The sequence below is a fragment of the Kribbella sp. NPDC051137 genome (assembly GCF_040682535.1).
In the GTDB taxonomy this organism is placed as follows: domain Bacteria; phylum Actinomycetota; class Actinomycetes; order Propionibacteriales; family Kribbellaceae; genus Kribbella; species Kribbella karoonensis.
The window spans coordinates 979,379-991,990 of sequence record NZ_JBFBBI010000001.1; the positions used below are offsets into that span (position 1 = coordinate 979,379).

A 12,612-nucleotide genomic window follows, 5' to 3' on the forward strand; every position below is an offset into this window, starting at 1 on the left:
GTCAGGTGCAGTCAGGAAGGAACTCATGAAGCGCCAGCACGAGCTCGGGGCGTTCCTGCGCGAGCGACGCGCCCGCCTGACCCCGGCAGCCGCCGGCCTGATCGAGGGTCCGCCGCGCCGTACGCCGGGACTCCGCCGCGAGGAGATCGCCGAGTTGGCCGGGCTGAGCGTCGGGTACTACGCGCGCCTCGAGCAGGGCCACGCCGCGCACCCGTCGGAGAGCGTCCTCGCCGCGCTGATCCGAATCCTCCAGCTCACGCCCGACGAGGCCCGCCACCTGCGGGCGCTCGCCGGTGAGTCCGCGCCGCTCCCGGCCGAACAGGTGTCCCGGTCGGCGCTGCGGATGATGGATCTGCTCAAGCCGCCGACCGCCGCGCTCGTCCTCGGCCGGATCGGCGACGTCCTGGCCTGGAACGAGGAAGCGGCGATGCTCTTCCCCGGACGCCTGGACGGGCCGCGACCGAACAACGCGCGCTACGTGTTCTGCAATCCGCAGGCCCGTGAGATCTTCCCGAACTGGCCGGAGGTCGCCGACGACACCGTCGCGCATCTGCGCGCGGCCGCGGGCCATCTCGTCGACGATCCGTGCTTCCGGTCGCTGGTCGACAATCTGCTCGTCGACAGTCCGGAGTTCGCGGCCCGCTGGTCCCGGCGGGAGGTACGGCGGCATGTCACCGGCGTCAAGTACCTCGATCACCCGGCGCTCGGGCGGTTGACCGTGGACTACGAGGTGGTCGCCGTGCTCGACGAGCCGGATCAATTTCTCGTCGTCTACGGTCGCGATGTCGAAAAACCCGGGACGGCTTCTACCTCCGGGTGAAAGCACCTCTTCACCCGACTTGGAGAACCACCATGAACCACATCACCGAGATCCGGACCGTCGGCGTACCCGTGCGCGACCAGGACCGTGCGTTGGAGTTCTACACCGAGACGCTCGGCTTCGAGGTCCAGCTCGACGTACCGCTGCCGCAGTTCGGCGGCCGCTGGCTCGTCGTCGCACCCGCCGGATCGGCCGCGAGCATCGCCCTGATCCCGGAGAGCGACGGCAACCCGGCCGGTGTCGACACCGGCATCCGGATGGCCAGCCCGGACGCGAAGGCGGCTCATCAGCACTTCCTGGACGCCGGCGTGGACACCGACGAACTGCTCGAGTGGCCGGGCGTCCCGCCGATGTTCAGCCTCCGCGACCCCGACGGCAACCGCCTCTACATCTCGCAGGTCTAGACCAGGACGTGCCCGCCGTCGACGCTGACGATCGAGCCGGTCGCGTACGGCTGGTTCATCAGGTACACGTAGGCGGCGGCGATGTCCTCGGGTTCGCCGACCCGCCGGACCGGGAGGCGGTCGGCGGTCTCGCCGTAGTCGAGGGCGTCCTGCCACAACGGCGTCCGGACGACGCCGGGCTTGACCGCGTTGACGCGCAGCGGCGCGAGTTCGACGGCGAGGGCTCGCACGAGCGAGTCCATCGCACCGCAGATGCTGGCGGCGACCGACCAGCCCGGCCCGGGCCGGTCGCCGGCGGCGCCGGTGGTCAGTACGACGGATCCGCCTGGCCGCAGTCGCGGTACGGCGGCACTCACCGCGCCGAGCGCCCCGAAGTACCGCAGTTCGAACGCCTGTCGCGCCCGGGCGAGATCCATCGCACCGACGTCCAGCAGGGTGAGTGCCTCGCCGGCCGTGAAGACCAGATGGTCGAACGGCTCGAGGCTCGCGAAGAAGGCGGTGACGGCACGGGAGTCGGTGAGATCGACGACCTGACCGGTCGCCGGCCGGGGAAGACTCGCCAGGGCCCGGCGCACCGACGAGGAGTTGCTCGAGGCAACGACCACGCTCGCGCCCTGGCCGGCGGCGAGTTGGGCGGTGGCCAGACCGATGCCCGACGTACCGCCGAGGACGACAACGCGTTGGTCCTGCAGAGTCACGGAACTGCCTTTCGTGGTGGGGATTCCGGCTTCCACGATGCCGCCGCGCAGCTGCCGTCGTCCAAGACCTGTTCCGCTCGCTGTAATACCCTGAAGGTATTATGGATCTTGATCTCCGCAAGGTCAGGTACTTCGTCGCAGTCGCCGATGAGCTGCACTTCGGGCGGGCGGCGGAGCGGCTGCACATCGCGCAGCCGGTGCTGTCCCGGCAGATCAGGGCGCTCGAGGACGAGCTGGGCGTGCAGTTGTTCGTCCGTACCAAACGCGCGACCGAGTTGACCTCCGCCGGCCGGCAGTTGCTCGACGACGCCCGATCGCTGCTGGCCTCCGCGGATGCCACCCGGCGCCGGGTCGCGCAGGCGGCGCGGGGGCCGAAGACGTTCACGATCGGATTCATGCCGGGGCTGACCGTGACCGCGGCCGTCCGGGCGTTCGGCGCGGTGCACCCCGACGTCGGGATCGAGCTGATCCGCACCACCTGGGACGACCAGGTCGACGTACTGCACGACGGCCGGGTGGACGTCAGCGTCGTGCGGCTGCCGATCGACCAGTCCGGCCTGACCGTCCGGCCGCTGTTCGACGAGCCCCGGGTCGCGATGCTTCCCGTCGGTCACCGGCTGGCCGGCAAACCGGTCGTCGACATCACCGACCTCGCCGGCGAACACCTGCTCCAGGACCCGGACGCCGTGCCGGAGTGGCGTGACATCGCCGTCGAGCTCCGCACCCGGACGGCGCAGCCGGTGCCCGCGATGCGCAGCGTCGAGGAGAAACTCGAACACGTCGCCGCCGGGCGCGGCGTATCGATCGTCCCGTTGTCCGTGGCCACCTTCTACCAGCGCTCCGACGTCGCCATGGTCCGCGTCGAGAGTCTCGCCCCGAACACGGTCTGCCTGGCCTGGATCGCGGCCCGCCGATCCCGGCTGTTGCCCGAGTTCGCGGATCTGGCCCAGCAGGTGCCGTGGACGCCGTAGCGGGTGCGATCATCGAAGGATGAGGTGGAGCGCAACCGCCCTCCTGGTGATTGCGTTGGTGGGGTGCTCTGGTGGGGGAGAAGTGCCGGTACCCGCGCCGGAGACGCCTGCCGCCTTCCCGGCACCGGGGACCCAGGTCCTCGCGCCGGGCAAGGCGAAGGCGCTTCAGCACGTGCTGGAGCAGATCGTCGAGTTCCCGGACAGCCCCTCCGGTTCGCGCGGTGCGACGGCCGCGGTCGTCACCGATCAGTGGACCTGGTCGGGCGCTGTCGGAACAGACAGCCGTGGTACGCCGTTGAGCGCCGACACGAGCATGGCCGTCTCCAGCATCACGAAGACGTTCATCGCAGCCGAGGTGCTGCTGCTCGCGAGCAAGGGCAGCCCCAACCTGGAGCTGCCGCTCTCGCGCTACGTCCCGCACCGATTGACCGCGAACTTCGCGACCGTACGGCAGTACCTGGCGATGACGGCCGCCGTACCGGACTATCAGCCCGACGCCTTCGCCCGACTCGACCGGGCTGCCGCCGCGGCGCCGGAGAAGCATTGGACGCTCGCGCAGTCGCTTGCTTTCGCCGAAGGGCCGCTCGGCGTACCCGGGCAGGCGTACATCTACAGCAACCCCGGCTACGTCCTGCTCGGCATGCTGATCGAGAAACTCACCGGGCTGCCGCTCGCGGCGGCACTGCGCCGCGACCTGGCCGATCCGGCCGGACTGCGGCATGCCGCCTTCCAGGACGGGGAGAAGCCCCAGCCGCCCGCGGCGGTCGACGACGACCCGGCGTGCGGTGCGCCGGACGGATACCTGCCCTGCCGTGCTGTGGCCAGCCTCGCCGCGGCCCCCGGCGGGCTGGCAGCCGACGCGCCGACCGTCGCTCGTTGGGGCTACCAACTGTACGGCGGCCGGGTGGTCCCGGCCGACCTGGTCAGCCAGATGACCGACGGGGACGGCGAGTACGGCCTCGGGACGATGCTGTTCACGCGGCAGTTCGGCCTCGGCGAAGCGTACGGGCACCGTGGTGACATGCCGGACCACACCAGCCTGCTGGTCGTCGTCCCCGCGAAGCACGTCTCGATCGCCCTGATCCTCGCCGACGGCGGACGGAGTATCGACCGGCGGATGGCCGACCTGACCACCGCACTCGAACCCCTGCTCGGCTGATCAGCGCTTGACCCGGTAACGGATGTGGGTCGCCTGCGGGGTGTCGATCACACGGGCGATCTCCAGCTCGATGCGGCGCGGCAGCACGTCGAACAGTCGCAGTCCGCTGCCGAACAACACCGGCACCTGGCTGAGCTGCAGCTCGTCGAGCACCCCGGCCTCCAACGCGGTGCGAGCCGTGATCGCACCGTGCACGAGCACGTCCTTGTCCCCGGCGGCTTCCTTCGCCTGTGCGATCGCGGTCTCGACGTCGCGGGCGAAGTGCACCTGCTCGTACGGCACCGCCGGCGGCTCGTGGCTCACCACGAACAGCGGTACGCCGTGGTGCTCGCCGCCGTAGTAGTCGACCTGTTCCGCCGTTCGGCGGCCGGCGACCACCGCCCCGGTGGCGTGCATCTCGTCCCAGATCGACCCGGGCTCACCGGCGGGACGGCCGACCGAGCCGTCGGGCTGCAGGTACCACTCGTGCAGCCGCATGAAGTCGTCACCGCCGGGGTTGTCCGGCCGGTCGTTCGGTCCGGCGACGTACCCGTCGACGGACATCGACATCAACAGCACCGATGCGGACATGAGATCCTCCAGACCGGGTGCGGTCCGTCCGCACCCTCTGGCTACGCGTCGAACACCCGGCGCCGGTTTCGACATCACTCCGCGGCGAGTGCCTCCAGGACGCCGTCGCCGTACTTGGCGAGCTTGTTCTCGCCGACGCCGCTGATCGTGCCGAGCTCCGCCAGCGAGGACGGCAGTTCGGTGGCGATCTGCCGCAGCGTCGCGTCGTGGAAGATGACGTACGCCGGGACGCCCTGCTCCTTGGCGACCGCGCCGCGCCAGGCGCGCAACCGCTCGAACACCGGCGCGGACTCCGGCGGCAGGTCCACGGCCGCCTTCTTCGAGCCGGACGACCGCGACTTCGACCTGATCCGCTCGGGCTCGCGGCGCATCATCACCTCGCGCCGCCGGCCGAGCACCTCGCCGCTGTCCTCGGTCAGCACGAGCGTGCCGTAGTCGCCCTCGACCGCGAGCAGCCGCGACGCGAGCAACTGCCGGATCACGCCCCGCCACTCGGTGTCCTTCAGCTCGGTGCCGATCCCGAACACGGTGAGCTGGTCGTGCCGGAACTGCTTGACCTTGTCGGTCTCCTTGCCGAGCAGGATGTCGATCAGCTGCCCGGCGCCGAACTTCTGCCCGCGCTCGTGCTGCAGCCGGTACACCGTCGACAGCAGCTTCTGCGCCGCGATCGTGCCGTCCCAGGACTCGGGCGGAGTCAGGCAGGTGTCGCAGTTCCCGCACGCGTCGCCCTGCTGGCCGAAGTACGCCAGGAGTTGCGAACGGCGGCACTCGACCGTCTCGCACAACGCGAGCATCGCGTCCAGATGCGCACCCAGCCGGCGCCGGTGCGCGAGGTCGCCCTCGGAGGTGTCGATCATCTTCCGCTGCTGCACGACGTCCTGCAGCCCGTACGCCAGCCAGGCCGTCGACGGCTGCCCGTCACGGCCCGCGCGCCCGGTCTCCTGGTAGTAGCCCTCGACCGACTTCGGCAGGTCGAGATGCGCGACGAACCGGACGTCCGGCTTGTCGATGCCCATCCCGAACGCGATCGTCGCGACCACGACGAGCCCGTCCTCGCGGAGGAAGCGGGCCTGGTTCTGCGCGCGGGTCCGGCTGTCCAGGCCGGCGTGGTACGGCACCGCCTCGATCCCGTTCTGGGTGAGGAAGGCGGCGGTCTTCTCGACACTGTTGCGGGACAGGCAGTACACGATCCCGGCGTCGCCGGCGTGCTCGGTGTGGAGCAGATCGAGCAGCTGCCGCTGCGGGTTGTCCTTCGGGACGATCCGGTACTGGATGTTCGGCCGGTCGAAGCTCGCGACGAAGTGCTTGGCCTGGTCCAGCTTCAACCGGGTCGCGATCTCCCGATGGGTCGCCTCGGTCGCCGTCGCGGTCAGCGCGATCCGCGGTACGTCGGGCCAGCGCTCGTGCAGCTCGGACAGCATCAGGTAGTCGGGCCGGAAGTCGTGTCCCCACTGCGACACACAGTGCGCCTCGTCGATCGCGAACAGGGCGATCTTGCCCTGGTCGAGCAGCCGCACGGTGCCCTCGACCCGCAGCCGCTCGGGCGCCAGGTACAACAGGTCGAGCTCGCCGGCCAGGAACGCCTGCTCGACCTCGCGGCGCTGCTCGAAGTCCTGCGTGGAGTTCAGGAATCCCGCGCGGACGCCGAGGGCGGTCAACGCGTCGACCTGGTCCTGCATCAGCGCGATCAGCGGCGAGATCACCACACCCACCCCGGACCGCACCAGCGACGGGATCTGGTAGCACAGCGACTTGCCGCCGCCGGTCGGCATCAGCACCAGCGCGTCGCCGCCGGCCACCACGGTGTCGATGATGTCGGCCTGCTCGCCCCGGAAGGCGTCGTACCCGAACACCCGCCGGAGGACCTGAAGGGCTTCGGAATCGGGAAGTTCGGTCGTCTCACTCACCCCGGCGAGTTTAGTGAGATCCGGCCGGCGATGCTGGCGCGATCGCCGCAGCCTGTGGATTACTCGGCAGGTTGGGCAGTTCTTCGGCCATCCACCGGCGCGGCGAGCAGCCGGCGATCGCCTGGAACTCGCGGGTCAGGTGTGACTGGTCGGCGAACCCGGCGGCGGCCGCGACGTCGACGAGCCGCGGGCGCGGCTGCCGCCGCAGGTGTGCGGTGACACGTTCGAACCGCAGCACCCGGGACGCGACCTTCGGCGCCAGGCCGAACTCGGCGGTGAAGCGGTCGGTGAGATGGCGACGGCTCCAGCCGACCTCCGACGCGAGCTGCTGTACGCCGATCGCACCGTTGGACTCGCACAACCGGCGCCAGGCCCACCCGAGTTCGGGCCGGACCGCAGCTTGCCCGCGCTCGCCGAGCCGCCGCAGCAGCATCCGCTCGAGCAGCTCGAAACGCTCCGTCCATGCCGAAGCCTCGCGGAGTCGCCCGGTCAGCTCACGAGCTCGACGGCCGAGCAGCTCGTCGAGGCTCACGACCACAGAGCCGAGTTCGCCGGGTGGCACCCCGAAGAGCGTTCGTGCGGCCGCCGGGGTGAGTGACAGCTGTACGCCCGCGCGGCTGGCCGTAGCGGCGATCACCACGGCGGTGGAGTGCAGCCCGCCGATCAACGCGTCGTGCTTCTCAACCGGCCCTCCTGGCCATCGGACGCCCAGCGGTTCGTCGAGCGTGACGACGATGGTGAGATGACGCGAGGGCAGACCGCGGTGGATCTCCGGGGGAGGGGCGTCGAACGAGTACCCGATGACGCCGCCGACGTACGGCCGCAGCGCCGGGTGCACTGCGCGGGTCGCGTATCCCATACGAGCAGGCTAGAGCGGGCCTCCGACAGTTACGGTCAGTCCGGACGTCGCACGATCACGATCCGTCCGAAATCGGTCTGCGCCACTCGCACCGGCTCGAACCCGGCAGCCCCGGTCTCGTCCGTCAGCTCCTCGGCGGTCCGGCCGAACGGGATCCCCTGTGCCTGGGCGACCAGCCGTCGCACGGTGTACGCGGGCCGAGCAGCCTCGTCCGGCACCGGCTCCATCTCCTGCAGGAACAGCAGACCTCCGGGGCGCAGCGCTCGCAGGATCGTCGCGAGCGCCGCGGCGCGGGTCGCCTCGGGGAAGAACGGCTGTGCCCAGAAAGCCCCGCCGAACGCGTCCTGCTCGTCGAAGTCGCGTACGTCCGTCGTCCGGATGTCCACCCGGTCGGCCACTCCCTGAGCCTCGGCGCGTCGCCGCGTCTCGGCGGCCACCGTGGGAACGAGTTCGAGCGCGACCGCCTTGAGCTCGGGGAACAGGCCGGCCAACGTCAACGTCGATCCGGCGACACCACACCCCACGTCGAGCCACCGTTCGGTGCGGACGACCTCGACCAGTTCGGGGAGCTTGGGCAGGAACAGCCGGTCGAACAAGGCCCGGGTGATGTGGGTCGAGTTGCCGCCGGACGAGCGGGCGACGACCAGCGCATCGGCTTCGGTCAGTGGCAGGGGTCCGGCCTCGGCGGTGGCCGCAACCAGCCGCGTCGTCAGGCCGATCCGGTCGAGCAACTCGTCGAGGCCGACCCATGCGTCGTCGGCGGCCAGCGCCGTGAACTCCGCTGTGAACCGAACCGTCTCGTCGTTCCGGTCGACCACGCCGTACGCCTCGAGCCCGTCGACGATGTCCGCGACGCGTTCCGGCGCGAGGCCGGAGTACGTCGCCAGGTCGCCGACGGAGCGCGGTTCGGTCAGGTACGCCGTCCAGCCCTTGTCGCGTACGGCGGTCAGCAGGCGCACGACGTACGCGCCGTCCGCCCACGCTTGGAGAGTGCTCCGGGCGGCGGCGGCCGACGCGAAGCGGACGAGCGGATCAGTGTCCCCAGAGGTGCTCACGGGCTCAAAATACGGCGCTGGGGTGGCACCGGAGGATCCGTCATCCGGGACCGGCGTACCGACATCCGGACGAGCGTGGCAGTATCGGGAGGTACGTACACGTAAGGAGAGATCGTCGTGCCTGCTCTGAGGTCCCGTACTGTCACCCACGGCCGCAACATGGCGGGCGCCCGCGCGCTCATGCAGGCCTCGGGGGTAGCCCGGGAGGACTTCGGGAAGCCGATCATCGCGGTGGCGAACAGTTTCACCGAGTTCGTCCCCGGCCACACGCACCTGGCCCCGGTCGGCCGGATCGTGTCCGAGGCCATCCACGCGGCCGGCGGGATCGCCCGTGAGTTCAACACGATCGCCGTCGACGACGGGATCGCGATGGGCCACGGCGGCATGCTCTACAGCCTGCCGTCCCGGGACCTGATCGCGGACTCGGTCGAGTACATGGTCGAGGCGCACTGCGCGGACGCGCTGGTCTGCATCTCGAACTGCGACAAGATCACGCCCGGCATGCTGAACGCCGCGCTCCGGCTGAACATCCCGACCGTGTTCGTCTCCGGCGGCCCGATGGAGGCCGGCCGTGCGACGCTCGTCGACGGCACGGTCCGCAAGCTCGACCTGATCGACGCGATGTCCGAGGCCGTGAACGAGAACGTGTCGGACGCCGACATCCTGCGGATCGAGGAGAACGCCTGCCCGACCTGCGGCTCCTGCTCCGGCATGTTCACCGCGAACTCGATGAACTGCCTGACCGAGGCGATCGGCCTCTCGCTGCCCGGCAACGGCTCGGTGCTGGCCACCCACACCGCCCGCAAGGCGCTGTACGAGAAGGCCGGCGAGACCGTCGTCCGGATCACCAAGCGGTACTACGACAACGACGACGCCACCGTGCTGCCGCGGAACATCGCGACCAAGGAGGCGTTCGGGAACGCGATGGCGCTGGACATCGCGATGGGCGGCTCGACGAACACGATCCTGCACCTGCTGGCCGCCGCGCAGGAGGCCGAGGTCGACTTCGACCTGGACGACATCAACGCGGTGTCCCGCCGGGTTCCGTGCCTGTCCAAGGTCGCGCCGAACGTTGCCCCGCAGGGCACGTACTACATGGAGGACGTGCACCGCGCCGGCGGCATCCCCGCGATCCTCGGCGAGCTGTACCGGGCCGGCCTGCTGAACCAGAACGTCCACACCGTGCACAGCGACTCGATCGACGAGTGGCTGAAGACGTGGGACCTGCGCGGCGGTTCGCCGTCGCCGGAGGCCGTCGAGCTCTGGCACGCGGCGCCGGGCTGCAAGCGGTCCGCGACCGCGTTCTCGCAGTCGGAGCGCTGGGAGACGCTGGACACCGACGCGGCGAACGGGTGCATCCGCGACCGCGAGCACGCGTACTCCAAGGACGGCGGTCTCGCCGTGCTCAAGGGCAACCTGGCCGTCGACGGCTGTGTCGTGAAGACGGCCGGTGTGGACGAGTCGATCTGGACGTTCGAGGGTCCCGCGGTGGTCTGCGAGTCGCAGGAGCAGGCCGTCGAGAAGATCCTCACCAAGGAGATCCAGCCGGGCGACGTCGTCGTGATCCGGTACGAGGGCCCGAAGGGCGGCCCGGGCATGCAGGAGATGCTGTACCCGACCTCGTACCTGAAGGGCCGCGGTCTCGGCAAGGTCTGCGCGCTGATCACCGACGGCCGCTTCTCCGGCGGTACGTCGGGACTCTCGATCGGGCACGCCTCGCCCGAGGCGGCCTCCGGCGGGACGATCGCCCTGGTCCAGGACGGCGACCGGATCCGGATCGACATCCCGAACCGCTCGATCGAGCTGCTGGTCTCCGACGAGGAGCTGGCGACCCGGGAGGCCGCCCTCGGCGGGGTGTACGCGCCGAAGAACCGCGACCGCAAGGTGTCCAGCGCGCTGAAGACCTACGCCGCGATGGCCACCAGCGCCGACAAGGGCGCCGTACGGGACCTGTCCAAGCTCGGCTAGAACTCGAGGTCGAACGCGATGTTGATCGCCTCGGCCAGGGCAGGTTCCTGGTCGGGGTGCAGGTAGCCGATCAGCCGGCCGAGCTGCGACTTCGGGATGGTCTGGATGTTGTCGCAGGAGATCGCACTGGCGTGATCCAGGCCGTTGTCCGGGCCGACCAGCACCTCGGTGGACAGGCCGCGGATCGTGCTGGTGATCGGCGCGACCGTGACGTTGGTCAGCCGCGGGCGGATGAGTTCGCGGGTCAGCACCACGACCGGCCGGGGTTTGTCGAGCCGGGCGATGTGCAGCGGACGCATCAGTCGATGTCGAGTACTGTGCCGGCGGCCGCGGGGGCGAGGCCTTCGAGGTCGGGGTAGCCGCCGTGCTCGCTCAGCACGGCCAGGTCGCGGGCCGCGAGCTCGCGGCGGCGTTCACGTTCCATCGCCCGGGCGACCACGGACGCCCGGCTGGTCGCCTTGTCGGTGGCGACCAGTTCGTCCATGAAGTCGACCAGGTCATCCGGCAACCGGACGGTGATCTGCTTGCTCATACCACGACCATACCGGCGTGGGATTCATTTTGGTAGCGTCTGCTCGACAAGAGTCGACCAGAGCCGGTCGGCCGCCGCCCGGTCCTGCGCCGCGGGCGAGGGATCGGTACGGCGTTCCCGGGAGTAGTACAGGCCCGTGTCGTCCGCGACGTCCGGCGACGTGGCCAGCCAGACGAGCGTGGCCGCCCCCTGCTCCGGCGTCCGGGCGAACGGTTTGGTCATCGCCATCATCAGCTTCATCAGCCGGCCGTTGTTGGTGTTGAATCCGGTCGCGACCAGCCCCGGCTCGAACGTGTACGTGTGGATCGTCGGCATCCGCCGGGCCAGCTCGCCGCTCAGCAGGATCAGCGCGAGCTTGGTCTCGCCGTACCGCCGTAGCGGACCGCCCGCCAGCCGGGCCGAGCCGGTGAAGAACCGCTCACCGTCGAGGTCTTCGAAGTCGATCCGCTTCGCCTTCTCGTGCTCGTCCGACGCCGTCCCGATCACCCGCGCACCCGGCGCGAGGTGGGTGGCGAACTGGGTGGTGATCAGGTACGGCGCGACCACGTTCAGCGCCCAGGTCAGTTCGATCCCGTCCGCCGACACCTGGTGCGTCCCGAACATCGCGCCCGCGTTGTTGACCAGTACGTCGATGGCCGGCGCCCGCCCCGTCACGTCGCCGACCATCTTCCGGATCGACGCCTGCGAGGTCAGGTCCGCCTCGTACACATCCGCCTCGCCGAGCTCGGCGGCGACCCGCTCGGCCTTGTCCCGGTCCCGCGCCACGAGGCCGATCCGGGCCCCGCGCGCGGCGAGTTCCCGCGCTGCCGCCAGCCCGATCCCGTTGGTCCCGCCGGTGATCAGCACATACATCGCCCCGACTCCTCCCCGGATCACCCCAGCCTAAGCACCGGAGCGTCCGTCCCGCCTCACTTGGACGGTTGTCGAAACGGGACCCGCGGTCAGTTGGGGGAGAGGGCCGACCAGGCGATCAGGTCGGTGGCGGGCAGCGACGGGAGCGCGGTGATGGCGGCGAGCTCGCTGTCCAGGAGACCGACCAGCTGGGCCAGCCGGGTGGTGGCGTCGGTGGCCTCGAGGAGCTTCTGCCGGTCGGGGGTCATCAGCTTCATCGCGGCCGACATCAGGTACGACAGTGTGCTCGGGTTGTCGGGCAGCTCACCGAGGTGCAGGCCGGGGCGGCTGATCTCGCTGACCGCGTCGGCGTACTTGCGGAACCGCTCCAGCGCGATCGTTGCCGTGCCCAACGGGTCGTCGCCGAGCTCGTCGTCCAGCCACTCGACGTCCGCGACCAGGTAGTCGCCGCTGCCGTCCAGCTCGGACACCTTGAACCGCCGGTTGCCGGTCAGCGTGACCTCGATCGGTCCCTCGTCGTCGGCGTCCACCGCGACCTCGGAGATGGTCGCCGCGCAGCCGGTCCCGTACAGCGACCGGAACACCCGCTCGCCGAGCTCGTACCCGTCCCGGACCGCGAGCGCGCCGCAGACCAGCTCACCGCCGTTCTCGACCAGGTCGCGGACCACCGCGCGGCCCTGCACGTCGGTCACCGGAATCGCGACCACCAGCCCGGGGAAGATCACCGTGTCGACAGTGAGCAGCGGCAGGCGGGAGTCCATGCCGACGAGCCTAGTGGACGAATGCCGTGCTCACGTCCGGTGACCGGCCCGGCCTG

The 12,612-nt window shown here is 70.3% G+C and carries 14 protein-coding genes; 5 read left to right on the top strand and 9 right to left on the bottom strand.

The window, feature by feature from the left end:
• Nucleotides 1–25 precede the first annotated feature (25 nt).
• Together AB0M51_RS04660 and AB0M51_RS04665 are read left to right on the top strand one after the other, a co-directional pair.
• Complete coding sequence (locus tag AB0M51_RS04660) at nucleotides 26–820, top strand: helix-turn-helix transcriptional regulator (RefSeq protein WP_344200990.1); 795 nt, start codon at nucleotides 26–28, stop codon at nucleotides 818–820.
• A gap of 32 nt (nucleotides 821–852) precedes the next feature.
• Nucleotides 853–1,224: a VOC family protein gene (locus AB0M51_RS04665; protein WP_344200988.1), complete on the top strand. Its 372-nt coding sequence runs from the start codon at nucleotides 853–855 to the stop codon at nucleotides 1,222–1,224.
• On the opposite strand, the gene AB0M51_RS04670 is transcribed toward AB0M51_RS04665, so the two are convergent.
• Complete coding sequence (locus tag AB0M51_RS04670; protein ID WP_344200985.1) at nucleotides 1,221–1,922, bottom strand: SDR family oxidoreductase; 702 nt, start codon at nucleotides 1,920–1,922, stop codon at nucleotides 1,221–1,223. The two genes, AB0M51_RS04665 and AB0M51_RS04670, sit on opposite strands and share 4 nt — an antisense overlap.
• 101 nt (nucleotides 1,923–2,023) lie before the next feature.
• Between AB0M51_RS04670 and AB0M51_RS04675 the strand changes: the two genes are divergently transcribed.
• Both AB0M51_RS04675 and AB0M51_RS04680 read left to right on the top strand, forming a co-directional pair.
• Nucleotides 2,024–2,893, top strand: a complete 870-nt coding sequence (locus AB0M51_RS04675; protein WP_344200983.1) for a LysR substrate-binding domain-containing protein — start codon at nucleotides 2,024–2,026, stop codon at nucleotides 2,891–2,893.
• Nucleotides 2,894–2,975: 82 nt separating this feature from the next.
• Nucleotides 2,976–4,052, top strand: a complete 1,077-nt coding sequence (locus tag AB0M51_RS04680) for a serine hydrolase domain-containing protein (protein WP_344200980.1) — start codon at nucleotides 2,976–2,978, stop codon at nucleotides 4,050–4,052.
• Here AB0M51_RS04680 and AB0M51_RS04685 read toward each other — a convergent pair whose 3' ends face one another.
• The 4 genes from AB0M51_RS04685 to AB0M51_RS04700 all read right to left on the bottom strand — a co-directional run bounded on the left by AB0M51_RS04685 (nucleotide 4,053) and on the right by AB0M51_RS04700 (nucleotide 8,443).
• Entirely contained in the window at nucleotides 4,053–4,622 is a 570-nt protein-coding gene (locus AB0M51_RS04685; RefSeq protein ID WP_344200977.1) for a dihydrofolate reductase family protein, read from the bottom strand.
• A gap of 74 nt (nucleotides 4,623–4,696) precedes the next feature.
• The gene (gene recQ / locus AB0M51_RS04690; protein ID WP_344200974.1) at nucleotides 4,697–6,529 is read right to left on the bottom strand and encodes a DNA helicase RecQ; all 1,833 of its coding nucleotides are present in this window, start codon (nucleotides 6,527–6,529) and stop codon (nucleotides 4,697–4,699) included.
• Between the two features lie 10 nt (nucleotides 6,530–6,539).
• Nucleotides 6,540–7,388: a helix-turn-helix domain-containing protein gene (locus AB0M51_RS04695; RefSeq protein ID WP_344200971.1), complete on the bottom strand. Its 849-nt coding sequence runs from the start codon at nucleotides 7,386–7,388 to the stop codon at nucleotides 6,540–6,542.
• A gap of 35 nt (nucleotides 7,389–7,423) precedes the next feature.
• Nucleotides 7,424–8,443, bottom strand: coding sequence for a class I SAM-dependent methyltransferase (locus tag AB0M51_RS04700; protein ID WP_344200969.1), 1,020 nt, complete (start codon nucleotides 8,441–8,443; stop codon nucleotides 7,424–7,426).
• 117 nt (nucleotides 8,444–8,560) lie between these two features.
• On the opposite strand from AB0M51_RS04700, the gene ilvD reads away from it, so the two are divergent.
• A complete protein-coding gene (ilvD, locus tag AB0M51_RS04705; protein WP_344200966.1) occupies nucleotides 8,561–10,411 on the top strand; it encodes a dihydroxy-acid dehydratase in 1,851 nt (616 codons plus the stop codon).
• On the opposite strand, the gene AB0M51_RS04710 is transcribed toward ilvD, so the two are convergent.
• The 4 genes from AB0M51_RS04710 to AB0M51_RS04725 all read right to left on the bottom strand — a co-directional run bounded on the left by AB0M51_RS04710 (nucleotide 10,408) and on the right by AB0M51_RS04725 (nucleotide 12,556).
• Entirely contained in the window at nucleotides 10,408–10,710 is a 303-nt protein-coding gene (locus tag AB0M51_RS04710; RefSeq protein WP_344200963.1) for a type II toxin-antitoxin system PemK/MazF family toxin, read from the bottom strand. The genes ilvD and AB0M51_RS04710 overlap by 4 nt on opposite strands.
• Nucleotides 10,710–10,943: a YlcI/YnfO family protein gene (locus AB0M51_RS04715; protein WP_344200960.1), complete on the bottom strand. Its 234-nt coding sequence runs from the start codon at nucleotides 10,941–10,943 to the stop codon at nucleotides 10,710–10,712. Before AB0M51_RS04715 ends, AB0M51_RS04710 begins: the two co-directional genes overlap by 1 nt.
• 24 nt (nucleotides 10,944–10,967) lie before the next feature.
• Entirely contained in the window at nucleotides 10,968–11,795 is an 828-nt protein-coding gene (locus tag AB0M51_RS04720; RefSeq protein WP_344200957.1) for an SDR family NAD(P)-dependent oxidoreductase, read from the bottom strand.
• Nucleotides 11,796–11,884: 89 nt separating this feature from the next.
• The gene (locus AB0M51_RS04725; RefSeq protein ID WP_344200954.1) at nucleotides 11,885–12,556 is read right to left on the bottom strand and encodes an LON peptidase substrate-binding domain-containing protein; all 672 of its coding nucleotides are present in this window, start codon (nucleotides 12,554–12,556) and stop codon (nucleotides 11,885–11,887) included.
• Nucleotides 12,557–12,612 lie beyond the last annotated feature (56 nt).